Annotated in this window: 26 protein-coding genes, 1 tRNA gene and 2 pseudogenes; 20 read left to right on the plus strand and 9 right to left on the minus strand. The window is 69.7% G+C overall.

All coding sequences use genetic code 11. From position 1 onward, the window contains the following. Positions 1-297: 297 nt before the first annotated feature. From C5H89_RS06955 to der, 10 genes are all read left to right on the plus strand, one after another. A complete protein-coding gene (locus C5H89_RS06955; protein WP_104106816.1) occupies positions 298-1,170 on the plus strand; it encodes a ParA family protein in 873 nt (290 codons plus the stop codon). Next, complete coding sequence (locus C5H89_RS06960; RefSeq protein WP_104106316.1) at positions 1,155-1,490, plus strand: hypothetical protein; 336 nt, start codon at positions 1,155-1,157, stop codon at positions 1,488-1,490. The genes C5H89_RS06955 and C5H89_RS06960 overlap by 16 nt, the downstream gene beginning before the upstream one ends. Further along, entirely contained in the window at positions 1,487-2,398 is a 912-nt protein-coding gene (locus C5H89_RS06965; RefSeq protein ID WP_104106317.1) for a segregation/condensation protein A, read from the plus strand. The genes C5H89_RS06960 and C5H89_RS06965 overlap by 4 nt, the downstream gene beginning before the upstream one ends. Continuing rightward, complete coding sequence (gene scpB, locus C5H89_RS06970; RefSeq protein ID WP_104106318.1) at positions 2,395-3,180, plus strand: SMC-Scp complex subunit ScpB; 786 nt, start codon at positions 2,395-2,397, stop codon at positions 3,178-3,180. The genes C5H89_RS06965 and scpB overlap by 4 nt, the downstream gene beginning before the upstream one ends. Next, positions 3,177-3,965 (plus strand): pseudouridine synthase, encoded by a 789-nt coding sequence (locus C5H89_RS06975; protein WP_104106319.1) that lies wholly within the window; start codon positions 3,177-3,179, stop codon positions 3,963-3,965. The genes scpB and C5H89_RS06975 overlap by 4 nt, the downstream gene beginning before the upstream one ends. 91 nt (positions 3,966-4,056) lie before the next feature. Then, positions 4,057-4,434 (plus strand): chorismate mutase, encoded by a 378-nt coding sequence (gene aroH, locus C5H89_RS06980; RefSeq protein WP_240181748.1) that lies wholly within the window; start codon positions 4,057-4,059, stop codon positions 4,432-4,434. Positions 4,435-4,436: 2 nt separating this feature from the next. Then, a complete protein-coding gene (locus tag C5H89_RS06985; protein WP_240181749.1) occupies positions 4,437-5,513 on the plus strand; it encodes a prephenate dehydrogenase in 1,077 nt (358 codons plus the stop codon). Positions 5,514-5,553: 40 nt separating this feature from the next. Then, on the plus strand, positions 5,554-6,240 hold the full coding sequence (cmk, locus tag C5H89_RS06990) for a (d)CMP kinase (RefSeq protein WP_104106321.1): 687 nt from the start codon (positions 5,554-5,556) through the stop codon (positions 6,238-6,240). Then, positions 6,237-7,007, plus strand: a complete 771-nt coding sequence (locus C5H89_RS06995) for a lysophospholipid acyltransferase family protein (RefSeq protein WP_104106322.1) — start codon at positions 6,237-6,239, stop codon at positions 7,005-7,007. Before cmk ends, C5H89_RS06995 begins: the two co-directional genes overlap by 4 nt. Then, positions 7,004-8,353, plus strand: a complete 1,350-nt coding sequence (der, locus tag C5H89_RS07000) for a ribosome biogenesis GTPase Der (RefSeq protein ID WP_104106323.1) — start codon at positions 7,004-7,006, stop codon at positions 8,351-8,353. Before C5H89_RS06995 ends, der begins: the two co-directional genes overlap by 4 nt. A 10-nt stretch (positions 8,354-8,363) precedes the next feature. On the opposite strand, the gene C5H89_RS07005 is transcribed toward der, so the two are convergent. Further along, positions 8,364-9,065, minus strand: coding sequence for a M23 family metallopeptidase (locus tag C5H89_RS07005; protein WP_104106324.1), 702 nt, complete (start codon positions 9,063-9,065; stop codon positions 8,364-8,366). A gap of 251 nt (positions 9,066-9,316) precedes the next feature. Between C5H89_RS07005 and C5H89_RS07010 the strand changes: the two genes are divergently transcribed. Together C5H89_RS07010 and C5H89_RS07015 are read left to right on the plus strand one after the other, a co-directional pair. Continuing rightward, positions 9,317-9,390: transfer RNA gene (locus tag C5H89_RS07010), tRNA-Pro, on the plus strand. 144 nt (positions 9,391-9,534) lie between these two features. Beyond that, a complete protein-coding gene (locus C5H89_RS07015) occupies positions 9,535-9,846 on the plus strand; it encodes a hypothetical protein (RefSeq protein ID WP_104106325.1) in 312 nt (103 codons plus the stop codon). Positions 9,847-10,154: 308 nt separating this feature from the next. On the opposite strand, the gene C5H89_RS07020 is transcribed toward C5H89_RS07015, so the two are convergent. From C5H89_RS07020 to C5H89_RS07030, 3 genes are all read right to left on the minus strand, one after another. Further along, positions 10,155-10,385 (minus strand): (4Fe-4S)-binding protein, encoded by a 231-nt coding sequence (locus C5H89_RS07020; protein ID WP_104106326.1) that lies wholly within the window; start codon positions 10,383-10,385, stop codon positions 10,155-10,157. A 2-nt stretch (positions 10,386-10,387) separates the two neighbouring features. After that, positions 10,388-10,702, minus strand: a complete 315-nt coding sequence (locus C5H89_RS07025) for a GNAT family N-acetyltransferase (protein WP_104106327.1) — start codon at positions 10,700-10,702, stop codon at positions 10,388-10,390. A gap of 172 nt (positions 10,703-10,874) precedes the next feature. Then, entirely contained in the window at positions 10,875-13,607 is a 2,733-nt protein-coding gene (locus tag C5H89_RS07030; RefSeq protein ID WP_205304953.1) for a LuxR family transcriptional regulator, read from the minus strand. 188 nt (positions 13,608-13,795) lie between these two features. On the opposite strand from C5H89_RS07030, the gene C5H89_RS07035 reads away from it, so the two are divergent. From C5H89_RS07035 to C5H89_RS19340, 7 genes and pseudogenes are all read left to right on the plus strand, one after another. After that, complete coding sequence (locus C5H89_RS07035) at positions 13,796-14,674, plus strand: ABC transporter ATP-binding protein (RefSeq protein WP_104106329.1); 879 nt, start codon at positions 13,796-13,798, stop codon at positions 14,672-14,674. Between the two features lie 51 nt (positions 14,675-14,725). Then, positions 14,726-15,445: an ABC transporter permease gene (locus tag C5H89_RS07040; RefSeq protein WP_104106330.1), complete on the plus strand. Its 720-nt coding sequence runs from the start codon at positions 14,726-14,728 to the stop codon at positions 15,443-15,445. Next, a complete protein-coding gene (locus C5H89_RS07045) occupies positions 15,442-16,383 on the plus strand; it encodes a protein kinase (RefSeq protein ID WP_104106331.1) in 942 nt (313 codons plus the stop codon). Before C5H89_RS07040 ends, C5H89_RS07045 begins: the two co-directional genes overlap by 4 nt. A gap of 39 nt (positions 16,384-16,422) precedes the next feature. Continuing rightward, positions 16,423-17,262 carry an alpha/beta hydrolase gene (locus C5H89_RS07050; RefSeq protein ID WP_104106332.1) on the plus strand — a complete coding sequence of 280 codons (840 nt, stop codon included), beginning with the start codon at positions 16,423-16,425 and terminating at the stop codon, positions 17,260-17,262. A gap of 25 nt (positions 17,263-17,287) precedes the next feature. Further along, positions 17,288-18,343 (plus strand): PHB depolymerase family esterase, encoded by a 1,056-nt coding sequence (locus C5H89_RS07055; RefSeq protein WP_104106333.1) that lies wholly within the window; start codon positions 17,288-17,290, stop codon positions 18,341-18,343. 34 nt (positions 18,344-18,377) lie between these two features. Next, a complete protein-coding gene (locus tag C5H89_RS07060) occupies positions 18,378-18,791 on the plus strand; it encodes a GNAT family N-acetyltransferase (protein WP_104106334.1) in 414 nt (137 codons plus the stop codon). A 95-nt stretch (positions 18,792-18,886) separates the two neighbouring features. Beyond that, positions 18,887-19,412: pseudogene (locus tag C5H89_RS19340) on the plus strand (DDE-type integrase/transposase/recombinase); the annotation flags it as partial. Here C5H89_RS19340 and C5H89_RS07075 read toward each other — a convergent pair. The 5 genes and pseudogenes from C5H89_RS07075 to C5H89_RS07095 all read right to left on the minus strand — a co-directional run bounded on the left by C5H89_RS07075 (position 19,409) and on the right by C5H89_RS07095 (position 24,246). Further along, positions 19,409-20,740 carry an NtaA/DmoA family FMN-dependent monooxygenase gene (locus C5H89_RS07075; RefSeq protein ID WP_104106336.1) on the minus strand — a complete coding sequence of 444 codons (1,332 nt, stop codon included), beginning with the start codon at positions 20,738-20,740 and terminating at the stop codon, positions 19,409-19,411. The pseudogene C5H89_RS19340 and the gene C5H89_RS07075 overlap by 4 nt on opposite strands. 33 nt (positions 20,741-20,773) lie before the next feature. Continuing rightward, the gene (locus C5H89_RS07080) at positions 20,774-21,226 is read right to left on the minus strand and encodes a flavin reductase family protein (RefSeq protein WP_104106337.1); all 453 of its coding nucleotides are present in this window, start codon (positions 21,224-21,226) and stop codon (positions 20,774-20,776) included. 20 nt (positions 21,227-21,246) lie between these two features. Next, positions 21,247-21,978 (minus strand): annotated as a pseudogene (locus C5H89_RS07085) (NAD(P)-binding domain-containing protein); the annotation flags it as partial. Positions 21,979-22,023: 45 nt separating this feature from the next. Next, positions 22,024-23,532 carry a DHA2 family efflux MFS transporter permease subunit gene (locus tag C5H89_RS07090; protein ID WP_205304908.1) on the minus strand — a complete coding sequence of 503 codons (1,509 nt, stop codon included), beginning with the start codon at positions 23,530-23,532 and terminating at the stop codon, positions 22,024-22,026. A 204-nt stretch (positions 23,533-23,736) separates the two neighbouring features. Next, positions 23,737-24,246: a TetR/AcrR family transcriptional regulator gene (locus C5H89_RS07095; RefSeq protein ID WP_205304909.1), complete on the minus strand. Its 510-nt coding sequence runs from the start codon at positions 24,244-24,246 to the stop codon at positions 23,737-23,739. 1,214 nt (positions 24,247-25,460) lie between these two features. On the opposite strand from C5H89_RS07095, the gene C5H89_RS07105 reads away from it, so the two are divergent. Next, on the plus strand, positions 25,461-26,750 hold the full coding sequence (locus C5H89_RS07105; protein ID WP_162799272.1) for a hypothetical protein: 1,290 nt from the start codon (positions 25,461-25,463) through the stop codon (positions 26,748-26,750). The last annotated feature ends 168 nt before the right edge of the window (positions 26,751-26,918 follow it).

The following is a 26,918-nucleotide window of genomic DNA, read 5'->3' on the forward strand; positions in this document are numbered from 1 at the left end:
TGACCTCGTGCACAGGTCGCGGGGCACGGCTGGGGGTTTCGCCGAGTCGCCTTGTGGCTGGGGAAGACCGGGGCCTAGAGTCGCGCGGAGAAGGCGAGAAGTCGTCGAGTCGACAAACAGTGGGAGCTGCGCATGAATGGTGACGGATCCGTCGCTGGAACCTCCGGCAGCACCGCAGGACAGGTGCCACCCTTGGTCCACCGCCCGGCCCCCTCCCACAGCACCGCCAGCCAGAAGACCCTCCCGCACACGTCCCCCGGAGACGAGACCCGAGTGAGCGACCCCATCCCGTTCCCCATGCCGACCAGCGCCGCGCTGGTCCCGGAGGTGGCCAACGGTCCCACCGGCCGTCCGATGCCGACGTTCCCCGAGCCCGACCCGGTCACCGGGCCGCGGCGGGCGCGCGTGGTCTCGATGTGCAACCAGAAGGGTGGCGTCGGCAAGACCACCACCACGATCAACCTGGGAGCCTCCCTCGCCGAGTACGGCCGCAAGGTGCTGCTGGTGGACTTCGACCCCCAGGGCTCGCTCTCGGTCGGCCTGGGGCTCAACCCGCACGAGATGGAGTTCACCGTCTACAACCTGCTCATGGAGCGGGACGTCGAGCTGGACGACGTGGTGGTGCCCTCCGGAGTGCCGGGCATGGACCTGCTGCCCTCCAACATCGACCTCTCGGCCGCCGAGGTGCAGCTGGTGCACGAGGTCGCCCGCGAGCAGACCCTGCAGCGGGTGCTGGCGCCGGCGCTGGACCAGTACGACGTGATCCTCATCGACTGCCAGCCTTCGCTCGGCCTGCTCACCGTGAACGCCCTGACCGCCTCCGACGGCGTCATCGTGCCGCTGGAGTGCGAGTACTTCGCGCTGCGCGGCGTGGCGCTGCTCAAGACGACCATCGACAAGGTCCGTGAGCGGCTCAACCCCAAGCTGCACATCGACGGGGTGCTGGGCACCATGTTCGACGGTCGCACCCTGCACAGCCGCGAGGTGATGGACCGGCTGGTCTCGGCCTGGGGGGACACCGTCTTCCACACCGTGATCCGCCGCACGGTGAAGTTCTCCGACTCCACCGTGGCCGGTGAGCCGATCACCACCTACGCCTCGAGCTCCACCGGAGCCGACCACTACCGATCGCTCGCCCGGGAGGTGCTCGCCCGGTGGCGCGACGGGTGAGCCTGCCCGCTGCAGACGACCTCTTCCGTCCCACGGGTGAGGGCGACGAGGAGTCGACCGTCCGGGCCGTTGCGCCGCCCGAGGACAAGGGCGGCAAGCGTCGTACCAGCGGCCGGGTCCGGCACGACGAGAAGATGACGGTCTACGTCACCTCGGACGAGCTGATCGAGCTCGAGCACGCCCGCCTGTCGCTGCGCAGCAAGCACGGTCTGGCGGTGGACCGGGGTCGCATCGTGCGTGAGGCGGTCGCGCTGATCCTGGCCGACCTCGAGGCCCACGGCGAGGACAGCGCCCTGGTGCGACGGCTGAGCGAGGGATGACCCAGAGCGCCGCGGTCGATCCCGGAGCCGTTGCGGCTGCGGGGTTCGCGGTCAGGCTCGACAACTTCGAGGGGCCCTTCGACCTCCTGCTGTCGCTGATCGCCAAGCACAAGCTGGACATCACCGAGGTCTCCCTGTCCACGGTCACCGACGAGTTCATCGCCTTCGTCAAGGCCGGCGGACCGGTCTGGGACCTGGAGCAGACCACCTCGTTCCTGCTCGTCGCCTCGACCCTGCTGGACCTCAAGGCCGCGCGGCTGCTGCCCTCGGGCGACGTGGAGGACGAGGAGGACCTGGCGCTGCTGGAGGCTCGCGACCTGCTCTTCGCCCGGCTGCTCCAGTACCGCGCGTTCAAGCTGGTCGCCGGGGTGTTCGAGCGGCGGTTGGCCGACGAGTCCCGGCGCCACCCCCGGGCGGTGGGGTTGGAGGAGCGCTTCGCCACGCTGCTGCCGGAGGTGCTGATCGGGATCGGGCTGGACCAGTTCGCCCGGCTCGCCGCCAAGGCGATGGAGCCCCGGCCGGTCCTCGAGGTCTCCCTCGACCACATCCACACCACCACCGTCAGCGTGCGGGAGCAGGGCAACCTGGTCGTGGAGCGGCTGCGGCGTTCGGGCACGATGACCTTCCGGGCACTTTGCGGCGACTCCCCGGACACGTTGACCACCGTCGCCCGGTTCCTGTCGCTGCTCGAGCTGTTCCGCGAGGGGGTGGTCTCCTTCGACCAGGTCACACCGCTGGGGGAGCTGACCGTGCGCTGGACCGGCGCCGAGGACGGCACCGTCGAGATCCACGACGAGTTCGACGGGGCCCCACCTGAGGCCCCACCTGAGGCCTCGACCGAGGCTTCGACCACCGAGATGCCGCCGGAGGCAGATCCCTCCGCCGGAGAGCAGGAAGAGGACCGATGAGCCAGGAGCAGGTCACCGCGGGGCAGGAGCCCCCGGACCACGCTGCCCAGGACCCCACTCCCCAGGACCAGCCGGAGACGCTCGACGTCGCCGTGGCCGAGCTGCGGCCCGCGCTGGAGGCCATCTTGATGGTCTCCGACCAGCCCCTGGACCGCGTCTCGCTGGCCTCGGCCGTCGGGCACCCCGTCGAGGCCGTCTCCCAGGCTCTGGCGTCACTGGCCCAGGAGTACACCGACCAGGGGCGCGGCTTCGAGCTGCGCAACGTCGCCGGTGGCTGGCGGTTCTACACCCGCGAGGAGTACGCGGGAGTGGTCGAGGCGTTCGTGCTCGAGGGGCAGCAGGCGCGCCTGACCCAGGCGGCGCTGGAGACCCTCGCGGTGGTGGCCTACAAGCAGCCCGTCTCCCGGGCTCGGGTCTCGGCCATCCGGGGCGTCAGCGTGGACGGCGTCATGCGCACCCTGCTCGCGCGCGGCCTCGTGGAGGAGGCCGGCTCGGACGAGACCTCCGGGGCCCACCTGTACCGCACGACCAGCTACTTCCTGGAGCGCATCGGCATCACCAGCCTCCACGACCTCCCCGAGCTCGCGCCGTACCTGCCGGACATGGACGACATGGAGGAAGAGCTGGCGGCCGCCTCGGCGGGATCGCCCGGGTCCCCCAGCGGACCTGGGGCCACCAACCCGGCCCCGGAGCACCAGGCACCGGAGCACCAAGCGCCGGAGCACCACGCGCCGCACAGCGGTGACGGCACCGAGCCCGACGGGGGGACTGAGGTCTCGTGAGCGACCAGGAGAGGGGCGATGCCGGCCGCGAGGTCGAGACGGACGCGGACGGCCTGGTCCGGCTGCAGAAGCTGCTGGCACAGTCCGGAGTGGCGTCCCGCCGCAAGTGCGAGGAGCTGATGCTCGACGGCCAGGTCGAGGTCGACGGCGAGGTCGTCACCCGGCTCGGCACCAAGGTGGACCCGCGGACCGCGGTCATCCGCGTCGAGGGTCGTCGGCTGCCGCCGGTCTCGGCACACGTCTACCTGGTGCTCAACAAGCCGCGCGGGGTGGTGTCCACCATGTCGGACCCGGAAGGGCGCCGCAGCCTCGGCGACGTGGTCGCGCACCGCTCCGAGCGGCTCTTCCACGTCGGCCGGCTCGACACCGACACCTCCGGCCTGCTGCTGCTCACCAACGACGGCGACTTCGCCCACCGCATGGCCCACCCGTCGTACGAGGTGGACAAGACCTACGTCGCCGAGGTCCAGGGCGACGTCTCCCGCGCCACCCTCCAGCGCCTGCGCGACGGGGTGACGCTGGAGGACGGCCCGGTGACGGTCTCCCAGGTGAAGGTCGTGGAGGCCGGCCGTGGCGGAGCCAAGGGCCGCACCATCGTCGAGCTGGTGATCCACGAGGGTCGGAACCGGATCGTGCGACGGCTGCTCGACGAGGTCGGTCACCCGGTGCTGCGGCTGACCAGGACGAAGTTCGGCCCCGTGGAGCTCGGCCGGCTGCCGATGGGCCAGCTGCGGCCGCTCAGCCGCGAGGAGCTGGGTGCGTTGCTGGACAGCGTGCAGCTGTGACCGGAGCGCGCCAACTATGGTTGCCCGGACCGTTCGGCGACCCCTCGCCGGACGACGAGTGAGCGAGGAGAGTGCTGTGAGGGTGCGGGCGGTGCGCGGAGCCACCCAGTTGGACCAGGACACCAAGGAGCACATGCATGAGCGGGTCTCCGAGATGGTGCGCGAGGTGATGGGGGCCAACGGGCTCACCGTCGACGACTTCATCTCCATCCTGTTCACCTCCACCAGCGACCTCGTGGCGGAGTTCCCGGCGTACGCGGCGCGCCAGCTGGGCTTCGACGACGTCCCCCTGATGTGCGCCCGCGAGCTCGAGATCGCCGGCTCCATGCCTCGGGTGGTCCGGATGATGGCGCACGTCGAGACCGACCTGCCGCGCGCCGACGTCACCCACATCTACCTGCACGGCGCGGCTGGCCTGCGCCGTGACCTGGCGCGGGTGCGCGAGGTCGCGGGCGGCGAACCTTCGTGACCGTGGCTTCGACGGCCCCCACCGGGCCCGTGGAGATCATCGGCACCGGACTGGTCGGCACCTCGATCGCGCTGGCCTGTCGCCGGGCCGGTGTCGAGGTGCTCCTGACCGACGTCTCCTCCGAGCACGTGCGCACCGCGTCGGGACTCGGCGCCGGACGCCCCAGGGTCCCTGCCGATCGCCCCCAGCTCGTGGTCGTGGCGGTTCCGCCGGACCGGCTGGGGGAGGAGATCGTGTCCGCCCTGACCGCGAGCGACGCCGTGGTCACCGACGTCGGCAGCATCAAGTCGCAGCCCCTGGCCCACGTGCTCGCCGCCGTGGCCGAGCACGAGGCCGCCCGCTACGTCGGCAGTCACCCGATGGCCGGGAGCGAGCGCTCCGGCCCGCTGGCCGCCTCGGCGTCGCTGTTCGACGGCCGTCCTTGGGCCGTGGTCCCGCACGCCGCTGCCGCGCCCTCAGCCACGGCACTGGTGCGAGGCCTCGCCGAGCTCTGCGGGGCAGTGCCGCTGGAGCTGGAGGCGGCCGAGCACGACCGGGCGGTGGCCCGGACCTCACACCTGCCCCACCTCGCCGCCGTGCTGGTCGCCGGACGGCTCGCCGGCGTACCCCCACGGGACCTGGCGCTGTCCGGCCAGGGAGTGCGGGACGTGACGCGGATCGCGGGCAGCGACCCGTCCCTGTGGGAGCAGATCGTCACCGCCAACGCGCCTGCCGTGCTCGAGGTGCTGGGCGAGGTCCGGGAGCAGCTGGACGTGCTGATCGCTGCCGTCGACGCGGGGGAGCGCACCGCCCTGCACGACGTCCTGGCGCGCGGGGTGCGGGGCACCCAGGCCATCCCCGGCAAGCACGGGGCGCCCACCCGCGCGATGGTCGCCGTCTTCGTCGCGGTCCCCGACCATCCCGGCGAGCTGGCACGCCTGTTCGCCGACGCCGGGGCCAGCGAGGTCAACATCGAGGACGTCCGCATCGACCACGATCCCGGGCGTGAGGTGGGGCAGGTGGAGCTGCTGGTCGACGAGGGGCGTTCCCAGCACCTGCTGGACACTCTGGAATCCCGTGGCTGGGTGACCCACAGGTAGGCTGCGGGCGCCGAGCAACGTTCAGCAAGGAGCCCTTCCGGTGAGCACCACCCCCGCAGTTCCCCCCGGCCTCGTGGTCGCCATCGACGGACCCTCGGGGTCGGGCAAGTCGAGCACCTCCCGGGGTGTCGCGGCGCGCCTGGGCCTGCGCTACCTCGACACCGGCGCCATGTTCCGGGGGATCGCCTGGTGGATGCTCCGCGAAGGCGTGGCGATCGACGACCCGGCTGCCGTCGCAGCTCGCGCCCAGGAGCCCGTCATCGTCTCGGGCACCGACCCAGCCGCCCCCGGGATCACCGTGGACGGCGTCGACGTGGCCCAGGCGATCCGCGGGGCGGACGTCACCGGCGCGGTGAGCCCGGTCAGCGCGGTCCCGCAGGTGCGTGCCCGGCTGCTCGAGCTGCAGCGCGAGATCATCGGCGCCGGTGGGATCGTGGTGGAGGGCCGCGACATCGGCTCCGTCGTCGCCCCGGACGCCCAGGTCAAGGTCTACCTCACCGCCGACCCCGCCGCGCGCGCGTCCCGGCGGGTGCTCGAGGAGGGTGGCTCCGACGTGGGTGCGACTCAGGCCTCGCTGCTGGCACGTGATGCCATCGACTCCACCCGGGCCACGGCGCCGCTGGTGATGCCGGAGGGCGCCGTCCACATCGACACCACCTCGTACACCCTGGACGAGGTCATCGACCAGGTCGTCGCCCTGGTCCAGGTGGTGGAGGACCCGGCATGATCCATGCCGAGCTGCCCCGGAGCAGCGAGCGGCACCCGCCCCGGCAGATGCTCCACCGGCTGCGCCCGCTGGTGCGTGCGGTGGTCCGCCAGCGGTACGACGTACGGGTGGCGGGCGAGTCGCACCTGCCGACGCACGGCCCGGCCCTGCTGGCGGCCAACCACATCGGGGCGTTGGACGGCCCACTCCTCGCCGCGTTCTCCCCGCGTCCCGTGCACGCCCTGACCAAGCACGAGATGTTCACCGGGCGTGCCGGGCGGCTGCTGCTCCGCTCGGGCCAGATCCCGCTCAACCGCTTCGACCCCGATCCTCGCGCCATCCGCACCTGTCTGCGGGTGCTGCGCGAGGACGGCGTGGTCGGCATCTTCCCCGAGGGCAAGCGCGGCGCGGGCGACCTGAGTCGGTTCCATCACGGCGCCGCCTACCTGGCGCTGGTGACGGGAGCACCCGTGGTGCCGGTGACGTTCCTCGGCACCCGCCCGGCCGGCGCCGCCAGCAGCGCTCTGCCCCCGCGGGGCGACCGCGTCGACATCGTCTTCGGCTCCAGCTGGCAGGTCCAGCAGCAGCCCTGGCCCCGGAGACGGGAACAAGTCCTGCACGCCTCGGCGTTGCTCCTTGAGCACATGCGCGGCGAGCTGGACCGTGCCTGCGCCCTCACCGGGCGTGCCCTGCCGGGACCCCTCCCGGCCGGCAAGACAGACAGCGAATCAGACAGAGCCACAGATAATGACCCCGATACCGGGTTCGTGAAGCGAGGAACACCATGAGCGAGCCTCAGGACGTCGACACGACGTCCGGTCCCGTGCCCATCCTGGCCGTCGTCGGCCGCCCCAACGTGGGCAAGTCCACGCTGGTCAACCGGATCATCGGCCGCCGTGAGGCAGTCGTCGAGGACCGGCCCGGCGTGACCCGCGACCGCGTCTCCTACGACGCGAACTGGAACGGCCGCGCTTTCACCGTGGTCGACACCGGTGGCTGGGACCCCGACGCTCGTGGGCTCGCGGAGCGGATCGCCGGACAGGCCGAGGTGGCGGTGAGCCTGGCCGACGCCGTGCTCTTCGTCGTCGACGCCACGGTCGGCATCACCGATGCCGACGAGGGCGTGGTGAAGGTGCTGCGCAAGTCGGGCAAGCCCGTCGTGCTGGCCGCCAACAAGGTCGACGACCAGCGCACCGAGGCCGAGGCCTACGGTCTTTGGAACCTGGGCCTGGGCGAGCCGGTGCCGGTCTCGGCTCTGCACGGACGTGGCAGCGGCGACATGCTCGACGCCATCCTGGAGGCACTGCCCGAGGCGCCGCCGGAGCGGCTCAACGAGGTCGGCGGACCGCGCCGCATCGCCATCGTCGGCAAGCCGAACGTCGGCAAGTCCTCGCTGCTCAACAAGCTCGCGGGGGAGGAGCGTGTGGTCGTCGACAACGTCGCCGGGACCACCGTGGACCCCGTCGACGAGCTGATCGAGCTCGGTGGCAAGCAGTGGCGCTTCATCGACACCGCCGGCATCCGCAAGCGGGTCAAGGAGGCGTCAGGGCACGAGTACTACGCGTCCCTGCGCACCACGACCGCCATCGACCGCGCTGAGGTCGCCGTGCTCGTGCTCGACGGCGGGCAGAGCGTGTCCGAGCAGGACATGCGGATCATCCAGACGGTCCGCGACGCTGGCCGGGCCATGGTCATCGCCTTCAACAAGTGGGACCTGGTCGACGCCGAGCGGCGCTACTACCTCGAGCGCGAGATCGAGCGTGACCTCGTGCAGGTGCAGTGGGCTCCGCGGATCAACATCACCGCGCGGACCGGTTGGCACATCGACCGCCTGGTGCCGGCGCTGGAGAAGGCTCTCGCCGGCTGGGAGACCCGCATCGGCACCGGGGCCCTCAACAACTTCCTGGGTCGCTTGGTCGCAGAGCACCCGCACCCGGTGCGCAGCGGCAAGCAGGCCAAGATCCTCTTCGGCACCCAGGCGGGCACCGCTCCGCCGGTCTTCGTCCTGTTCACCAGCGGCAAGCTGGACGCCTCGTACGAGCGGTTCATCGAGCGCCGGCTGCGCGAGGAGTTCGGCTTCGTGGGCACCCCCATCGTGATCCAGCAGCGGGTCCGGGAGAAGCGCAAGCGCTGACCCGGCGGGCTCAGGGCTCGATGCCGTAGGACTGGAGCCACTCCATCGGGTCGATCGGGCCCTCCCCGGCGGGCCGGATCTCCAGGTGCAGGTGGGGCCCGGTGGAGTTGCCGGTGGAACCGACCAGGCCCAGCGGCTCGGCCATGTCGATCGTCTCGCCTGCGGTGACCAGCGAGGTCTCCTGGTGGCAGTACCAGACCTCGGTGCCGTCAGCCAGCGTCAGGACGGTGCGCAGTCCGTACGGCCCGGCGTCACCCACCTCGGTCACCACGGCATCCGCCAGGGCGACCAGTGGGGTTCCGCTGGATGCTCCGAAGTCCTGGCCGGTGTGGTCCTTCTCCCACAGGGGGCCAGCCTTCCCGAAGGCTGCCGAGAGGTGGTACGCCGCCAGCGGCAGGACGTGGGTCGCCTCCTCGGGCTCCCCGGTGTAGCCGTAGTCGGACAGACGCGCGGCACGTGACTCCAGGACCCGCGACCACGAGGCGGCCTTGCGGTCCAGCGCCGCCAGGGCACGTTCTCGCGCTTGCACGGTCTTGGCCAGGAGGATCTGTTCCTCGGTCTCGCGAGTGGGGGGCAGCTCGTCTGCCAGAGGTGCTGCGTGCGCGTGGCCCGAGCCGCTGAGCAGGACAGTGACCATGGCGGTCAGCGACCAGGCTGCGAAGGCGCCGTACGGCGCCCAGGAGCGGGTCCTGCGGTGGGTGGGGTGTCGCATGCTGGGAGTCCTTCGTCGGTGACTCCACTCATGGTTCGGCCCCCGGAGCGCGCGCGCAGGCGAACGCCTCCAAGATGGTCACAGTGGGCCATGGACGCCTGACCCGTGCGGCGGTACACGGGGACCATGGGGACCATCGGGCGTGCCTGGGCCAGTCCGCGCGAGGGGCCGGAGCAGCGGGAGACGACCCGATGCGCGCGAGCAGACGAGGCTGCGGTAATGTTCGGCTCGTTCTTCCTCGGAAGACGATGCGGGCTGTAGCGCAGCTTGGTAGCGCACTTGACTGGGGGTCAAGGGGTCGCAGGTTCAAATCCTGTCAGCCCGACAAAAACCGCCCCTGACCTGCGGAAACGCTGGGTCAGGGGCGGTTCGCATTTGACGTGGAACGGCATATTGACCACTTATTCGGCGGCTGCAGTCACAGGTCACGAGGGCTCAGGGCCCTGGCACGAGTCCGAAGGGCTGATTTATGGCGATCACAATCGAACTCTGGACTCGCAATGGGCTCGTCGGCGGTGCTGAGCACTGGTGGGATGACGTCGAAGTGACCCTGCGCGCGTTGGACCCGGCACAAGAGGCGTTCCCGCTGCTTTCGCGGGTCGATCGGTACGGAGATGCCACTTTCACTGAAGCCGAACTACGGCCCCTTCGCGAGGAGCTTTGGCGCCTTGCCGCGACGACGCCACCTCGAGCGGTCGCTGCGATCGCCGACAAGGTCATCGAGCTGTGCGACGCGGGGCTGGCAGCTACTGCCTCCGAACTCCGGTTCGTGGGGGACTGAGGGACTGCTGCACGGATAGGTGACAACCGAGCGGCCTAACCAGATGGGTTGGGCTGGAAGGATGGTCAGATCTCCGAGCCTGAAAGCGTCTGATATTTGGTACACCCTCCAGAAACTCCTTCCCGGAGGCTACGGCGTTGGGGGCTGCCCCTCCAGGTGCTGAAGCACGCGCTCCTTGGTCCGGGACGCCTCGACTGTGCCGACCAGACCGCGGACGACGTACGCCCCGTGGATCAGCAGGAGCGTGCGCCATCCGCGTTGCTACTCCGTGGGAGCAGCCGGCGTACACAGGTGCGTGCGACCCCTCTTCACCGACGCTCGTGCTCGACCACGCGCAGTGCGCCGCTGGGGCAACGCGCGATCACGTCCCGCAGGGTCTGGGCGGCGACATCGGTGTCGGCCTGGGTGGGGTCGATCCACGGTCGCCTGCTGGGCATGAACACCTCGGGCATGCCCCGCACGCACTCCGCCGCGTGCCGGCACAACGCTGCGTCGAAGGAGACGTCCACCAGGGGTCCGGTGTAGGTCTTGCGCGCCACGGTCAGTCCCTGACCTTGGACGGTGGCGCGTTGAAGAGCAGCTCCCGGTACTCGGGGTGCTTGCGCATCCAACCGAGGATGTAGGGGCAGATCACCAGTGCCTTCAGGTGTCGTTCGCGGATGTCGTCGAGCGCAGCGCGGGCTAGGGCACTGCCGACTCCTCGACCCTCGAAGGCCGGGTCGACCTCGGTGTGGGTCAGGACGACGAGCGCGCTGGCCTCCTGGAAGTCGACGAACCCGGCGACCGTCGTCTCGTCGAGGGCGGCTTCGTACCGCCGCCGGTCCGGGTTCCTGATCACGCTGACGCCGTGGGACATGGTCGTGGGCCTCCTGGCCAAAGGGGTGGACGAGGTCGTGTGCCTCGATGGTGCGCATCTCTGCGATGTCTCAGAGTTGCGCAGTAGACGGCCTGCTCGCGTCCGGGAGTCCTACCTAGTCCTGCCGAGCCCGGTTCGAACCTGGTTCGAACCTTGGGCAGCGCCTGACCGGTCAGGGAAGCGGGATCTCCTTGAGCTGTCGGCGAGAGGTGATGCCCAGCTTGGGGAAGATGTTGCGGAGGTGGGCCTCGATCGTGCGAGGGCTGAGGAACAGCTGCGCAGCGACCTCCCGAGAGGTCGCCCCGGTGGCCACCAGGCGCGCGATGTGCAGTTCCTGGGCGGTGAGGGAGTCGGTCGGCTGGGCGGTCCGGCTGCGGGGGTGCTCACCGGTGGCGCGCAGCTCGCGGGCGGCCCGCTCGGCGAACGCCTCGACCCCCATGTCCGACAGCAGCCGGTGGGCGGTACGGAGCTGCTCGCGGGCGTCCTGGCGGCGCCCGTCGCGGCGCAGCCATTCGCCGTACACGAGGTGGGCGCGGGCCAGGTGGGTGGCCATCCGGCAGTTGCCGAGCCGTTCGATCGCTTCGCGGTAGTGGACCTCCGCAGCCGGACCCGTGGTGGTCAGCGCACGTGAGCGTGCGGCCAGCCCCAGTGCGAACTCGGTCCCACTGGCGCGGGCTCGGGAGGTGAGTTGCTCGAGCGCGGCAGCCGCGCGCTCCGGCTCACCGGTACGAGACGCGGCTTCCACGAGCTCGGGCAACGCGCTGCTGCTGTGCGGGAACTCATCGTGCTCCCACGGTGGCGTGGCGGCGGCGAGGGCTGCGTCGTACTCGCCCAGGCCGTTGTGCAGGTACGCCATCGAGACCTGGCTCGAGCCGAGCGTCGTCCCCTCGCCCCGTTGGGTCGCGTCCGCCACCACCTTCGCATTGAGGGCCAAGGCCTCGGGCTGCCGGCCGCGCCAGGCGGCCAAGATGAACCTGGCATTCGGAAGGGGAGGGGCACCGGTCGACCGCGAGATCGCATCATCCTCCGAGAGGAGCTCAGCGGCGCGTGAGAGCTCGCCAGTGAGGACAAGAACAACCGCCATGGCATTGAGCGCGGCGGGAAGTGTGGACAGCGCGCCTGTCTCGCGGCTGAGCCGGACGGCGCTGCTGGCCAGTGTGAAGAACGACTCGTCGTCCCACAGCATCACCGAGACATGACAGGCCAACCACAACCAGCGGCCGTTGTGGTCAAGCCGGGAGTCGTCACGGCACAGCGCCTCGAGTGCCCGTTGCAGGGTCGGGACGCTCGCCTCGTACCCGAGGGTGAATCTCGTGGTCAGTCCGTCCAGCAGCAGATCGACCGGCCGCGGCGGCATCGGCGGGGGAGGCGCTTCCTGGGCTGCTTCGGCCACCTCCCGCAATCCGCGGCCACGCGCCAGACGCCCGGCGTGGAACGACGCCTCGAACGCCTGCACGTAAGCTTCTCGGGCAAGCGCGCCGTCCAGCGGACCGAGGGTCTTGGCGGCGTTGAGGAGCAGCGTGGATTGGTCGCTCCCGCGCGTGGTGTGGAACGCGATCTGGGCGCGGAGCAGTTCGAGCCGGGCGCATTGCAGGGCGTCCAGTGGCCCGGTCGCGGCGACGGCCAGCAGATCCAAGGCGGCGGCGGAGGCACCGGAGCTCTGCTTGACGTGTGCGGCTTCCAGCGCCCGCGTCGCACGGGCGGCGGAGTCGGGGGTCAGCTCGACCGCGTGGGTCAGGAAGGCGGCAGCGGCGGCCAGCCCGCCCCGGGCACGGGCCCGGCCAGCGGAGCGCTCCAGTTCCGCGGCGGCCTGCTCGTCGGTGCCCAGCACTGCACGAGCGCGGTGCCAGGCACGCCGGTCGGGGTCGGACACCGGGTCGGTGACGGCGGCCAGCGCGCCGTGCACGCGGCGCCTGTCCGGAGGCGTGGCATCGCGGTAGACCGCCGAGCGCACCAGTGGATGAGGAAACCGCACCCGGGTGTCGATCTCCAGCAAACGGGCATTCTCGGCCGGCGCTGCCGCCTCGGGTTCGATCCCCAGGTGTGCGGCCGCACGCCACAGCAACGCCACGTCCCCTGTCGGCTCGGTTGCGGCGACCAGCAGCAGCAGCTGGGTTTCCACCGGCAGGGTCGCCGAACGGCGTTGGAAGCTGTCCTCGATGCGTCGCGGGATGCTCGACACGTCTGGCAGCTCGAACCCACCCGCCAGCCGCGTGTTACGGGGCAGCTCCAGCAGGGCCAGGGGGTTGCCGCGCGCTTCGGCGAGGATCCGTTCGCACACGGCATCGTCCAGCGTCGTGTGGAACGCAGAGGCCAGCAACGCTCGCGCGTCACGTTCGCCCAGCGCCTTGAGGCGGAGCTCAGGCAAGCTCGAGAACGGGTGCGTGCCGCCTGCGCCGGAGTCGCGCACCGCGAACACCAACGCCAGCCGCTCGGCTGCCACCCTCCGCGCCACGAACGCCAGGACCTGCGCGGATGCCTCGTCCAGCCAATGCGCGTCGTCGATGAGGCACAGCAACGGCGCCTCCTCGGCCACCTCGGCCAACAGGTTGAGGGTCGCCAGCCCGACCAGGAACTGGTCAGGTGCGGCACCGGCTTGTTGCCCGAACACCACGCCCAGGGCGGCCTGCTGCGGTTCCGGCAGCGCATCGGCGCGGTCCAGCATCGGTCCGCACAGCTGGTGCAGACCTGCGAAGGCGAACTGCGTCTCGGCCTCCACCCCCATCGAGGACTCCACCCGGTACCCCGACGAGACCGCTGCCTCGCGGACTTGCCCCATCAGAGCCGTTTTCCCGATACCCGCTTCCCCGCGCACCACGAGAGCCCCGCTGCGCCCGGCCTGTGCCTGCGTGAGCAGTTGTTCGACCGCCCAGCGCTCCGCGCGTCGGCCCAGAAGGTCCGTCAGCTTCGCTCTCCTCCGGGTTCGCTTCGCTGGACTAGGTGGCTGTCACCGATGCGAAGGTGCCGCCATGAGCGCGAACTTTAGGACACCGAAATGACCGGCAGCAACCGCTCAGCCGGACCGCATCCGCCCGGAACGCCTCGAACCTGCGAGACCACCACTCGCTCCGGGTCCCAACACGAAGGATCCCCATGTCCGCCAGCCCTGTCATCGACGTCGCTCACCTGAACGTCACGTACGCCGACTTCTCCGCCGTCAAGGACCTCTCGTTCCAGGTCGAGCGGGGCGAGCTCTACGCCCTCCTCGGCACCAACGGGGCCGGCAAGACCTCCACCCTGGAGGTCATTGAAGGGCACCGCAGGGCCGCCTCCGGCACGGTGCGGATCTTCGGTGAGAGCCCGCAGGACCGGGGAGCGGTGCGGCCCCGAATGGGCATCATGCTGCAGGAGAGTGGCTTCTCCCCGGACCTGACGGTGCGCGAGTCGGTGGGTCTCATCGGCGCGCTGAGCGGGCGCAGCGACGACGTCGACCGGGTGCTCGACCTCTCCGGCCTCACCCGCAAGAAGGACACCAAGGTCTCCCAGCTCTCGGGTGGTGAGAAACGTCGCCTGGACTTCGCCACTGCGGTCTACGGCGGGCCCGCGCTGGTCATCCTGGATGAGCCCACGACGGGCCTGGACATCCAGTCCCGTGATGCGCTCTGGGCCGCCGTGGACAAGCTGCGGGACGAGGGCTCCACGATCGTGCTGACCACCCACTACCTGGAGGAGGCGCAGCAGCGCGCCGACCGGATCGGGCTGATGCACGAGGGCACCTTGCGTCAGGAGGGCACGGTCGCCGACCTGACGCAGACCTTGCCGGCGGTGATCAGCTTCGCGTTGCCACCTGGCGCGCCCGAGCCGCCGATCGTGGGCGCACTCAACGGCGCCTTCCACGTCGAGACCTTCAACCTGCAAGCGGACCTCTACCGGCTCCTGGGCTGGGCGCACGACAGCGGCGTGGAGCTGCAGGAGCTGACGGCCGGTCCGACCCGCCTCGATGACGTCTTCCGCGCCATCGACGCCAGCTGAACCCACTGACCGACCCAAACCAAGACGCTTGATCCTGAAGGGACCGATCCCATGCTCGAGATCGCTCGCAGTGAGCTGATACAGATCTTCCGAAACCGGCTGGTCATGGTGAGCGGACTGCTCATCCCGGTCGCCGTAGGCGCGTACCTCGTCTACAACCACGAGACCTTCGCCGACCTCGCCAGCCTCGGCTACGTCGCTGCGATCGTGATCGTCACCGTGATTGCCTTCGGGCTCTACACCACCGCGGTGACCACGCTGGCCGCACGCCGGCAGAACCTCTTCCTCAAGCGGTTGCGCTCCACGGCCGCGAGCGACCAGAGCATCCTCATCGGGCTGGTCCTGCCGATCACCGTCATCGCGCTCATCCAGGTGGTCGCGATCCTGGTCGTGCTGGGTGTGGTCACCAGCAGGCCGGCCCAGATCCCGCTGCTGGCGGTTGCGATCGTGGCGACGATGGCCATGATGCTGGCCCTGGCACTGGCCACTGCGGGGCTGACGAATTCTCCCGAGCACGCCCAGGTGACCACCCTGCCGGTCAGTCTGGCGGTGATCGCCGTGGCCAGCTGGGTAGGAATCTCCGGCACCGAGGAGCTCACGTACCTGAAGCGTGTCCTCCCCGGCGGCTCGGCCACCGAGCTGGTGATCAACGCCTGGAACGGCGGGGTCCCCCTCGCCGACTCCCTTCCCTTGCTGGCCCCCTCCGTGGCCTGGGTCTTCGTCGCTGTCGCACTGGCCGGCAGGCTCTTCCGGTGGGAGCCGCGGCGATGAACCTCGACGTTGTCATCGACGGCCGGTACGAAGTCGGTGACGTCCTCGGGTGGGGCGCCACGGCCGACGTCCACCGCGGTCACGACGTCGTCTCGGGCCGTGCGGTTGCCATCAAGGTGCTGCGTGCCGACCTCGCGCGCGACCCCGTGTCCCGGTCCCGCTTCCGGCGCGAAGGGCTGACGATGGCCCGGCTCAGCCATCCTGCCATCGTCGCCGTCTACGACACCGGGCACGAGGAGCTCGACACAGGCTCCGCAGGCATGCTCCGGGTCCCGGTCATCGTCATGGAGTACGTCCCGGGGCACTCCCTGCGGGACCTCATCAGGATGCGCCTGCCAACGGTCAACGAGACCATCCAGTACCAGCTGGGAATACTCTCGGCGCTCGAGTTCAGCCATCGGGTCGGCGTCGTCCATCGCGACATCAAGCCCGCCAACGTCATGGTCACGCCCGAGGGTGCCGTCAAGGTCGTGGACTTCGGCCTGTCGCGTGCCAGTGGACATCCGGCTGCCACCTTGAGTCAGGCCTCCGGGCTCTTCGGGACCCCGTCGTACGTCTCCCCGGAGCAGGCCCGCGGAGAGACCGTGGACGCTCGCACGGATCTCTACTCCGCAGGCTGCGTGCTCTACGAGCTCCTGACCGGAAAGCCACCGTTCATCGGAGACGATCCCGTCTGCGTGGTGTACCAGCACATCCACGAGCAGCCCGTGCTGGTCCGAACCGATCTTCCGGGACTCAATGCCGTGCTCGCGAAGGCTCTCGCCAAGGAGCGGGACGACCGGTTCCAGGACGCGACCTCGTTCATCCAGGCCCTCCTGTTCGCAGTGAAGGACACACAGCCCGCACCCGACGGGGCACTTGCCAGCACCTTCGGCAACGAGGCGCGCGTCGCACTCGCCGTGGGCAACCACGGCGGCCCGGCCCAGGTCGCCTGCTGACCGCACCACCGGACACCCAACGAGACAAGGAACCACACCATGGGATTCATCAATGTCGGCAACGAGAACAGCACCTCCATCGAGCTCTACTACGAGGACCAGGGCGCTGGACAGCCCGTCGTCCTCATCCACGGGTATCCGCTCGATGGGCACAGCTGGGAGCGCCAGACGCGCGAGCTGCTCGCCGCCGGATACCGCGTGATCACCTACGACCGCCGCGGCTTCGGCCGGTCCTCGAAGGTCGGCACCGGCTACGACTACGACACGTTCGCCGCCGACCTGTGCGCCGTGATCGAGACGCTCGACCTCCACGACGTCGTCCTGGTCGGCTTCTCGATGGGCACCGGTGAACTCGCCCGTTACGTCTCGGCGTACGGCACAGAACGCATCGCCAAGCTCGCGTTCCTCGCCTCCCTCGAGCCGTTCCTCGTGCAGCGCGACGACAACCCCGTCGGCGTGCCGCAGCAGGTCTTCGACGACATCGTGGCCGCGGCCAAGGGGGATCGCTACGGCTGGTTCACCCAGTTCTACCGGGACTTCTACAACCTCGACGACACCCTCGGGTCGCGGATCAGCGAGGAGGTCGTCCGGGCGAACTGGAACACCGCCACCCTCAGCGCCCCTGTCGCCGCCTACGCGGTCGTCCCGAGCTGGATCGAGGACTTCCGCGACGACGTCGAGGCCGTCCGCGCAGCCGGCCTGCCGACGCTGATCCTCCACGGCACCGCGGACAACATCCTGCCGATCGACGCCACCGCCCGGCGCTTCCGGGACCTCGTCCCGGACGCCGACTACGTCGAGGTCGAGGGGGCCCCTCACGGCCTGCTCTGGACCCACGCCGACGAGGTCAACCTCGCCCTGCGCACCTTCCTCGGCTGAGCAGTCCCAGGGACAGGAGGCACACGTGACCGCCTCGGATCACGACCCCGAGTCCGCCCGGCGGCGATGGCGCCTGATCGTCCCGGCCGCCGGGCTGGTGGTCGTGTCGTTGCTCGCCCTGGCTGCTGTCGTCTTCCAGTTCGGCCCGCCCTGGTCGATGGAGGAAGGAGATCGCAACCACGTCTACGAGAGCGACGCCGGCTCCCAGCGCTACCAGGTCCACCTTCCCCCGCAGCACGACGGGAGGACACGGCTCCCGGTGGTGATGGCCATCCACGGTTGTGCGATGACCGGCTACGGGTGGAACTCGATGAAGGCGACCACGCAGCTCAACGACCTGGCCGACCGTGAGGGCTTCATCGTCGTCTACCCGACGCAGCGGATGTTCCGCAGTGCAGTCAACTGCTGGAACTCCGGTGACCCGCGAGAACAACATCGTCACGCCGGAGAGCCTGCGCTGCTGGCGGGCGTGGCCCGGCAGGTGATCGAGGAGTACGACGCGGACCCGGATCGTGTGCACGTCGCCGGTGCGTCGTCCGGCGCAGGGACCGCGGTCATCCTCGCGGTGACCCATCCCGACGTGTTCGCGACGGTGACGTCGGTGGCGGGAGGGGAGTACGGGCTGAACCAGGTGGACCCCGACGATCCCGGCTCGACCCCGCCGGCGTACACGGCGCGTCAGGCGTGGTCCCAGATGGGCGACCGGGCACGCCGGGTGCCGATGCTCGTGATCCAGGGCGAGGAGGACGACGTCGTCCCGCCCCTCGTCGCCACTCGGCTCGTCGAGCACTGGACGGCCGTGCACGATCTCGTCGACGACGGCCTGCTCAACACGAGCCTGGGCCTGGCCGAGGAGACGACCAGGGTGGATCCGGGACCCGGCAGGCGCACGTACAGGCACACCGCAGTCTCGACGCCCGACGGCAGGTCTGTGGTCGAGCTGTACCTCGTCCACGGCATGGGCCATGCCTGGCCGGGCGCCGCGGGCGAGGGTCTCTTCACCGATCGCTCGGGTCCGGACGCCAGTGCCCTCCTCTGGGACTTCGCCCGACGTCACCCGCAGAGCGCAGCACCACGATGAGGGCGATGGCGCTCATCACGAAGAAGGAGATCAGATGACGCAGCAGATCAAGGACGACACCGGTGCAGCTGTGACGATCAGGCTCGAGGACGATCGCCCCATCGGCACCTACACGATGAACCTCGATGACGGACCCACCGTCGGCCGGGCGGAGTTCGTACGTCCTTCCGCGGTGGATGATGAGCGGATCTTCTTCCACACCGAGGTGGACCAGAAGTTCGGTGGACGGGGACTGGCGCGGCTACTGGTCCGCGAGGTGCTCGAGGACAGCATTCGGACGAACATCACCGTCGTCCCCGTGTGCCCGCTGTTCGCGGCCCACCTGAGAGAGCATGGCGACGAGTTCGTCGCAATGGGCGGCAAGTTCCGTCGGCCGAGACCTGCCGACCTCCAGCTCGTCACACGCACTGCTCGGAGGGATGAGGGTCATGCGATCGCTGATACCTGACTACCTGACCGAGGTGCTCGGGGACGTCGCCCCGGACACGTCCGGTGCGCGGGCGCGATACATCCCCGAGCTCGCAGCCGCGGATCCCGAGCGCCTCGCCGGGCGAGAAGAACCGATCCACCACGGCCGTACGGACAGCAGGACCGCGCAGCAAGCACGGCAACCCGCTGATCGGCACCTGCTACCTGCACACCGTCATCGACGACCACTCCCGCGTCGCCTACGTCGAAGCTCGCGACGACGAGACCAAGGAGACCGCGACCCAGGTGCTGAAGAACGCCGTGGCCTGGTTCGCCGACCGTGGCGTCATCGTCCAGCGGGTACTCAGCGACAACGGCAGCTGCTACAAGTCCCACCTGTGGCGCGAGACCTGCCTCGAGTTGGGCATCGCGCCGCAGAAGACCCGGCCCTACCGGCCCAGACCAACGGCAAGATCGAACACTTCCACAGGACACTCGCCGAGGGCTGGGCGTTCAAGAAGTTCTACAACTCCAAAGCCGCCCGGCTCGCGGCTCTCTGCCAGCATGGGTCCACGAGTACAACCACCACCGGCCCCACTCAGCAATCGGGAAGCACTCACCCATCACCAGGTTGAACAACCTGGCTGGGCATCACAGCTAGCTCGACGAAGCAAGGCGTGCGTCGGCGCCGTACTGGCGGGGGACTCCCAGGTGTTCGCGGAGTGTGGTGCCGTCGTAGTCAGTGGGATAGATCCCGCGTTCCTGGAGGATGGGGACGACCTCGTCGACGAAGGTGTCAATGTCGGTCTCGTTGACGTCGGGGGAGACCCAGAAGCCGTCGACGGCCTCGGCGTCGAACCACTCCTGGAGGTGGTCGGCGATCGCAGTGGGCGGCCCGACAGGTGTGGGGTGGTAGTCGATGACGCCGTGCGCAAGGACCTCGCGGAGGGTCCAACCCGCCCGGGCCACGTCAAGTGCCCTGGCGGCCCTTGGGTCGCCTGGGCTGGCGTGCGCCTCACTAAGCTGCGCGGCGCTGAGGGGCTGGTCGAGCAGGCTGGCGTCGAGGGAGAGGCCGAGCATGGCGCCGAGGTACCGGACCCGGTTCGGGAAGAGGTCCTCGTTGAGGGCGATTCGGCGCTCGAGCGCGTCCTGGACGGAGGTGCCCAGGGCTGGCATGACACCGGCGAAGTACTTGATCTCGTCAGGATCGCGGCCGGCCTGGCGTACCGCTTCGCGCGCAGCGTCACGCTGAGCGCGGGCGTCCTCGATGGTGAATGCGGCTCCGATCACGCCGTTGGCGTAACGGCCGGCGAGCGTCAGACCGTAGGCGCCGCCGCCGGCGGAGAAGATGACTGGCTGGCCTTGCTCGGACGGCGGGATCGGCAGCGGTCCGCGGGACGCCACGTAGGTGCCGTGCAGGTTGACGGGGGTGAGTTTGCTGTTGTCCACGAACGTTCCTGTCGCGGCGTTCTTGACCCAGGCGTCTTCCTGCCAGCTGCCCCAGAGCGCTTGGACGACCTGGATGACCTCGTGGGCGCGTCCGTAGCGCTCGGGCCGGTCCGCGATGGTCTGGCCGAAGTTCGCGGCGGCGGTCGGGTCGCTGGTCGTGACGGCGTTCCAGCCGGCCCGGCCGTGGCTCATGACGTCGAGCGCCTTGAACTGGCGGGCGAGGTTGTAGGGCTCGTTGAAGGTCGTGGAGCCGGTGGCGACCAGCCCGATGCGTTCGGTAGCGCGAGCGATCGCTGCGAGGGTGAGCATCGGCTCGAGCGTGGCTTGGGGGACCTCGTGCTCGATGCCCTGGGTCACTGCCAGCGAGTCAGGGAGGAACAGGAACGCGAACTTGCCGCGTTCGGCGGCCTGGGCGTAGCGCACCTGGGCGTCGAAATCTGTGTAGCTCGCCGGGTTGACGCCGGGGGCGCGCCAAGACAGCGCCTGGGAGCCGTAGCCGGTTCCGAGGTGCATCCCGAGGATCATCGTTCGTGTGGTCATGGTGGTGGTCCTTGTCGGAGGAGTCGGGAGGGGTCAGTTCGTGACGCGCCGGGGGGTGCGGTCGTAGAGGACCAGTGATGGCGCATCCATGTCTCGGTGCAGGTCGAGAACGCGGAGCAGGGTCAGCACGTGGTCGCCGGCGTCGATCTCGGAGTACCGGGTGACCGTGAGGGTCAGTGACGCGTCGGGGAGGACGAGGCCACCGTGTCGCTCGATCGTCGGGATGCCGTCGAAGCGGACGTCGGCAGCCCTCGTCAGCAGCGGAAGACAGTCGGCTTGGTGCTGGCTCAGCACGCTGATGCCCCAGCGCTCGACGCGCTGCAGTAGGGGCCAGGTGGTCGAGGTTCGTGCGAAGGCCAGCGACACCAGTGGCGGGTCGAGTGAGACCGAGGTGAAGGAATTGGCGAGCAGGCCGACGGCCTTGCCGGCGTGGGTGGCCGCGACGAGCACGACGCCGGTGGGGTAGCCGGCAAGACCGTCCTTCATCTCCCGTGCGGTGAACGTGCTCAGAATTCGCGGCCTGCTACGTCGGGGCGGTGCGACGCCGTCAGGAAGTCGCGGAGGCGTGGCGCGGGCAGCGGGGCGCCCGCGTCGGCCAACCAGTTGGCAGCGAACACGTCGAGGTCGGCGGCGTAGATGGTCGTGTACGCGCCGGACTCGGGCTCGAATCGCCACGACTCAGCCAGGGTGCCGGCGTCCACCGGGTCGAACCCGAGGGTGTCCACCAGTGCGGAGACCGCGGCCTTGGTCTCGGCGTCGTCTGCAGCGACAGCGAGACCGGAGCGGTCAGTCGCACCGGCCGGTAGCGCCAGCGACGGGATGTGGTGGGCCACGATGTTGTTGAACGCCTTGGCGAGTGTGGCTCCGGGCAGGAGCCTCTGCTCGTACTCGGCCGTGTTCAGGGCGCCGGAGTCGAGGTCGGAGATCCGGCCGTCTCTCGAGGGGTAGTAATTGCCGGTCGAGAGCACCGTCTTGCCGGCAAGGAATCGTGTGGGAAGGCCGTTGTACGCCGCCAGCGGAACGGCCAGGACGACGATGTCGCCGGCCTCCGCCGCCTGGGCGGCCGTCGCTGCCTGGGCGTGGGGCCCGAGCTCCCGGACCAGCGTGGTCAGGGATTCGGGGCCGCGCGAGTTCGACAGCAGGACGTCGTGTCCTGCTTCGACCGCGAGGCGCGCGACCGCGGCCCCGATCGCGCCGCTGCCGATCATGCCTAGCTTCGTCATGTTGTGCTCCTTGCTGGTTGGTGTGGACGACGGTTCGTGGGCAGTGCGCGTCCGATCCCGCTAGGGCGTGCCGACCTCGACGGGGGCGACCTGTTCGGTGGAGTTGGGGGCCGGAGCGCGACGGACGAACAGGCTCACCACGACCGAGGCGCAGGCGATGATGGCCGCGGCCGCAAAGGCCGCCTGTGCGGCGCCGACGGCCTGGGCCATGTCGAGCGCCCCGGAGGTGTCGGCGTTGGCTCCGAAGGTGTACGCGGAGACAAGGATGGCGGTCCCCGCAGCGCCGCCGAGCTGCTGAATGGCGCTGAACGCGGCGCTGCCGTGCGGATAGAGGGTGCTCGGTAAGGCGGAGAGCGCCGCGGTCGTCAGGGGGCTCCACATGAGGGCCTGGCCGATGATCATCGCGATGTAGGCGCTCAGCAGCGTCCACACCGAGGTCGTCGCGCTGACCTGGCTGAGGAAAAAGAGGGTGGCTGCCACGATCAGGGCCCCGGGGACGACCAGGGGGCGGGGGCCGACGCGGTCGTAGATTCGGCCTCCGATGGCCGAGACGACCGAGATCGCCACTCCGCCAGGGACGAGGAAGAGCCCGACCTGGAGCGAGCTCAGCCCATTCACGTTGGTGAGCACGAGCGGGAGGACGATCCCTGAGCCGAATGCGGTCATCGTCAGCATCAGCATGACCAGGAGTGGGACGGAGAAGGAGCGGACGGCGAAGATGCGCACGTCCAGCAGGAGCGTCTCGCGTTGCTGCAACGACACCTGCCGCCTCACGAACGCGCCGATGCCCGCCACGCCGAGAATCAGAGGAAGGTACGGCGGTACTGGAGTGTGGCCGGACAGCGACTCACCGATGCTGGCGAAGCCGTAGACCAACGCACCGAAACCGACAGCGGACAACAGCAGGGACAGCGGGTCGAGGCGGACCGGCTCGGGGGTGGTGATGTTGCGCAGCTTGGCGGCACCGAGCGCCAGTGAGATCAGTGCGATGGGCAACATCAGGATGAACAGCCAACGCCAGCTCAGCTGGGACAGCACCAGTCCGGAGACCGCCGGCCCCAAGGCCGGCGCTGCGGCTGTCACCACGACGACGAACGCCATCACCTGGCCGCGACGGCCCTCCGGCACCAGCCGCATGACGGTAGTCATCAGCAGGGGAAGGAACACCGCGGTCCCGGCAGCCTGCACGAGACGACCAGCGAACAGCACACCGAAACCCGGAGCCAGGGCCGCGAGAGCAGTGCCCATGGTGAACAGGCTCATCGAGGTCAGAAAGGTCGTGCGCATTTGGAACCTGCGCATCACGAACCCAGTGGCGGGGATGAGCACGGCCAAGGTGAGCAGGTAGCCGGTGGTCAACCACTGCCCCGTGGCCGCCGTGATCCGCAGGTCCTCGATGAGCGTCGGCAGCGCCACCCCGAGCAACATCTCGTTGAGCAGGACCACGAAGGTCGAGCCCATCAGCAGGCCGATCATCAGCCCGTCGCCCGGCGCCAGCCGATCGCGTCGGGACTGATGCCCGGACCTCATGCCGCTCACTCCTCCCAGGTCCTGGTGGGTGTTGCTCACCAGATCGTCCTGGGCGGTAGAACGTGGTTGAACGGTAGACACGACGCTGCCTCTCGGAGAATGCGAAAACGGGGGCTCCCCCCGGTTCTATTAAACAGGGGGACCCCCCGTTCCTCAAAGACGAGGCCTCGGACGCGTCCGGGACCCGTCGACTCAGGTTGAGAGCTCAGGCAGCCGAGGTCAGCAAAATTGAGGCACCGAGTGTCAGCTGCGGTATCCGTTGCGCATCAAGAGACGGAGTCGTTCCGCGGACCCCTCGTCCGCCAGGGACGATCCGCGCACCCAGCTCGTTGCCAGCGCGGCCAGGAACAGGTCTCGGCCCCGGACGTCCTGCCGGGCGGTGCCGCGTCGTTGCGCTGCCTCGAGGAAGTGGTCGGTGCCGTCGATGAACCCCACGCACGTCATAGCCAGGGGGTTGTGCTCTTGGGCCAACGCACTGCGCAGCGGTCCGGGCAGGCCGTCGAACGCGCTGAAGAACTCCTCAAGCGCAGCCAACCACGCCTCGAGCGCGGCGTCCGGGTCATCGAGCTGTTCGATGCGCGTCCTGGCAGCCTCGAACTTCTCGACGCGGCGCTGTAGCACCTCAGCGAGCAGCGCTTCCCGGGTCGGGAAGTGTCGATACAGCGTCGCCGAGCCGACTCCGGCGTCGCGCGCGACGGCCTCGAGGGAGGCACCCACGCCAACCTCGGTGAAGTGCCGCTCCGCCTGTGCCACGATCTGCGAGCGATTGCGTTCGGAGTCGGCGCGGGTGCGGCGCTCACGTCCACCGTGTGCGGTCAAGGCAGAAGCTCCATCTCGAAGGGGCGGTCAAGCGGTCAACGCCACGTGTGCTGAATATGGAGACCACAGCCGGCGCCTACCGGGGCGGCCCTCCGGTTTGAACAATAGCGCTCAGTTGCGCACCGACCGCCATGCCGACGCTCGAGATCGACGGACTCACCCTCGACGTGAGTAATCCCGGTCGCTCGGCCAGCAAGACCGGTGAGGGGCCGCGGTGCTCAGGTCCGGATCGTCTGGAAGGTTGCACCGCGCGTTACCGATGGGGCTCGGTACAGGATCGGTCCTGCCCCGCCCTCGGCTTTGGGCTGATGTCCTGCAGTACTCGGGAGCACGATGCGATTTCACGGCTTGACAGCCTTAGGCGGGGAAGTGTCGCAAGTAGGTCGTGTGCCGCCTACGTGCCGTCTTCGAGGTCGTCCTGAAACCATGCAAGCACGGACTGCGCCGCGAGAGACTCACTTCGTTTGGCCGCACAAGTGCGGGTGACCCGCGCCCGGTCGTCCCAACCGGCCGCTTCAAGCATCTCGTCAATCTGTCCGTTGTCCTGAGCTTCGAGCGTTCGGATCATTCGCGACTCGAGGAGCGCGAACCAAGTGTCCCGGGCTCACCAGCAGGGGGAGGAGTGAAGCAATTGCTGCCGTGTCTCCAAGCCTGAGGGCCCCTGCCGACCCGTGGGTCTTGGTTGCCCCATACGAGTTCACCACAGAGCTCGCAGCGCTTAGGTCCGGACGTGAACTTGCCTGTTCCGTCCTTGGGACGGCTCAGGCTTGAGGGGCTGCCCTTCAATTGATGACTGTCGCGTGCCGGGTTCAGTGGAGGCTCTGGGCTGCCCCGGGAACGGTGGAGCCCGGAGGACACGCGGACCCCGAAACGCTGCCCGAGGTGCTCGTCGTACTCCTCGGCGCTCTCCTCCTCGAGGGGGTCCCCCAGGTATCGGCATCCCCAGCCCTGGAAGAGGGTGACCTCGAGCTCCCCCGGGGGGAGCGATCCGAATTGAGGGAGGGCCACGGCGTCTGGCGCGGTGCGGCGAACAGCTCCGCGTCGGCCGCCACCGCGGCGTCCGTGGCGGCCGCGGCGATCTCCTCCATCCCGAGGACGTCGCGATAGAACCTCGGCGCCTCGCCCCGCGCATCCCCTAGCCTTCGGCCATGCGGACACGGGGAAAGACGGGACTGGTGATGGCGTCGTGCGCGGCGCTGCTGACGACGCTGCTCGGGGGCCAGGTCGCCTCGGCGACCTCCCACGGGGCGGCACCGCGCGAGGACGCGCCGAAGATCCTGACGCCGTACCCGATGTTCTCGCCGAACGGGGACGGCGTCCACGACCGCCTCGCGGTCGGCTACCAGCTCCGTGTCGCCGCGCCGGTGCGGATCCGCGTCGAGCCGGACACGGACGCGAAGGTCGCGCCGTTCACCGTCGAGCTCGGGCGGCAGCGGGCCGGCCGCCACACCTGGACGTGGGACGGTCGGACGCCGCAGGGCCGGCTCGTGCCGCACTCCTATTACCGGATCCACGTCATCACGCCGCAAGGTAGCGACTACGCCTTCGCAGAGGCGGACCTGGAGTTCGGGGGCGGCCTCTACGTCGAGGATCGGTACGGCGCCAAGAAGAGTGTGGTGCCCAAGGTCTACCCGCGCTCGGAAGAAGTCCGTGACGTCGTGCCCTTGACGGCCCACGCGGAGGACGGCGTCCGACGCGCTGTCGTCTCCTTCCGCAACGCCGACGGACGGCTCGTGCTGCGGCGGACGGTCCGCATCTCCAGGAGGTGGGGCGGCGAGGTGGTCTGGGAGGGGCGTGACGGCCGCGGTCGGCCCCTGCCTCCCGGGCGCTACACCGGCACGGTCTCGGGCATGGACAGGGTCGGCAACCGGGGCGCCAGTGAGCCGATCCCGCTCTACGTCTCCGGCGACCGCCTCGTGTGGCGGGAGGAGACGAGGACGATGGCCGCGGAGGAGGCGATGACCCCGCCGTGCGTCGGGAGTTCGTGGCCGGAGTGCTGGGCCTACCTCCCGCAGGGTGAGGTGACGCCCAGCGTCCAGTTCCCTGGCGGCCTCACCCACCGGGCCGACCCGAACCCCGACGTCTGGGGCCGGGCGGAGTCCACCTACTTCGTCCGCGTCCCTGAGGCGGTGCGCGGGCTCGACGGCATCCGGGTCTCCTTCGTCGGGGCACCGACCAACCCCGGCGAGACCGACGAGGGACACCTCAGCACCGAGGCGTCCCGCGAGGACGGCGTCGTGGTCTCCTCGAGCAGCACCGGGCAGACCCCGTGGGACGAGGACCCGGTCTACGGCGACGGCCAGGAGTGGGACAGCCGCTCCAAGCGGTTGCCCCCCGGCGCGTGGTGGGAGTTCTGGACAGACGGGGACGCCGGGGACGACGCCTTCGACGTCGCGAGCTTCGCCCTCGACCTGCGCTACCTGGTCGTCGCGGAGTAGCACGGCCGGCGCCGGCCCCTGTCGAGGTCGGTGCCGGCCGTGCGACCCATCGGTGCAGATCGTTGATGTCCGCGATGTGGCCCCCGCCCAGAAGGTGCGCTGTGACGTACGAGCTCATCTCGATGCCCAAGCTGAACACCGGAGCGGCCGTCAGCAGCCGCCACCACG

This window comes from Nocardioides sp. 616 (assembly GCF_002930065.1).
GTDB classification, from domain to species: Bacteria; Actinomycetota; Actinomycetes; order Propionibacteriales; family Nocardioidaceae; genus Nocardioides; species Nocardioides houyundeii.

Coding starts and splice junctions, on each gene's coding strand:
- C5H89_RS06955 (WP_104106816.1), top strand. CDS start 298: ATGCCGACCAGCGCCGCGCTGGTCCCGGAGGTGGCCAACGGTCCCACC.
- C5H89_RS06965 (WP_104106317.1), top strand. CDS start 1,487: ATGACCCAGAGCGCCGCGGTCGATCCCGGAGCCGTTGCGGCTGCGGGG.
- scpB (WP_104106318.1), top strand. CDS start 2,395: ATGAGCCAGGAGCAGGTCACCGCGGGGCAGGAGCCCCCGGACCACGCT.
- C5H89_RS06995 (WP_104106322.1), top strand. CDS start 6,237: ATGATCCATGCCGAGCTGCCCCGGAGCAGCGAGCGGCACCCGCCCCGG.
- der (WP_104106323.1), top strand. CDS start 7,004: ATGAGCGAGCCTCAGGACGTCGACACGACGTCCGGTCCCGTGCCCATC.
- C5H89_RS07005 (WP_104106324.1), bottom strand. CDS start 9,065: ATGCGACACCCCACCCACCGCAGGACCCGCTCCTGGGCGCCGTACGGC.
- C5H89_RS07015 (WP_104106325.1), top strand. CDS start 9,535: ATGGCGATCACAATCGAACTCTGGACTCGCAATGGGCTCGTCGGCGGT.
- C5H89_RS07025 (WP_104106327.1), bottom strand. CDS start 10,702: ATGTCCCACGGCGTCAGCGTGATCAGGAACCCGGACCGGCGGCGGTAC.
- C5H89_RS07035 (WP_104106329.1), top strand. CDS start 13,796: ATGTCCGCCAGCCCTGTCATCGACGTCGCTCACCTGAACGTCACGTAC.
- C5H89_RS07040 (WP_104106330.1), top strand. CDS start 14,726: ATGCTCGAGATCGCTCGCAGTGAGCTGATACAGATCTTCCGAAACCGG.
- C5H89_RS07045 (WP_104106331.1), top strand. CDS start 15,442: ATGAACCTCGACGTTGTCATCGACGGCCGGTACGAAGTCGGTGACGTC.
- C5H89_RS07050 (WP_104106332.1), top strand. CDS start 16,423: ATGGGATTCATCAATGTCGGCAACGAGAACAGCACCTCCATCGAGCTC.
- C5H89_RS07060 (WP_104106334.1), top strand. CDS start 18,378: ATGACGCAGCAGATCAAGGACGACACCGGTGCAGCTGTGACGATCAGG.
- C5H89_RS07075 (WP_104106336.1), bottom strand. CDS start 20,740: ATGACCACACGAACGATGATCCTCGGGATGCACCTCGGAACCGGCTAC.
- C5H89_RS07080 (WP_104106337.1), bottom strand. CDS start 21,226: ATGAAGGACGGTCTTGCCGGCTACCCCACCGGCGTCGTGCTCGTCGCG.
- C5H89_RS07105 (WP_162799272.1), top strand. CDS start 25,461: ATGCGGACACGGGGAAAGACGGGACTGGTGATGGCGTCGTGCGCGGCG.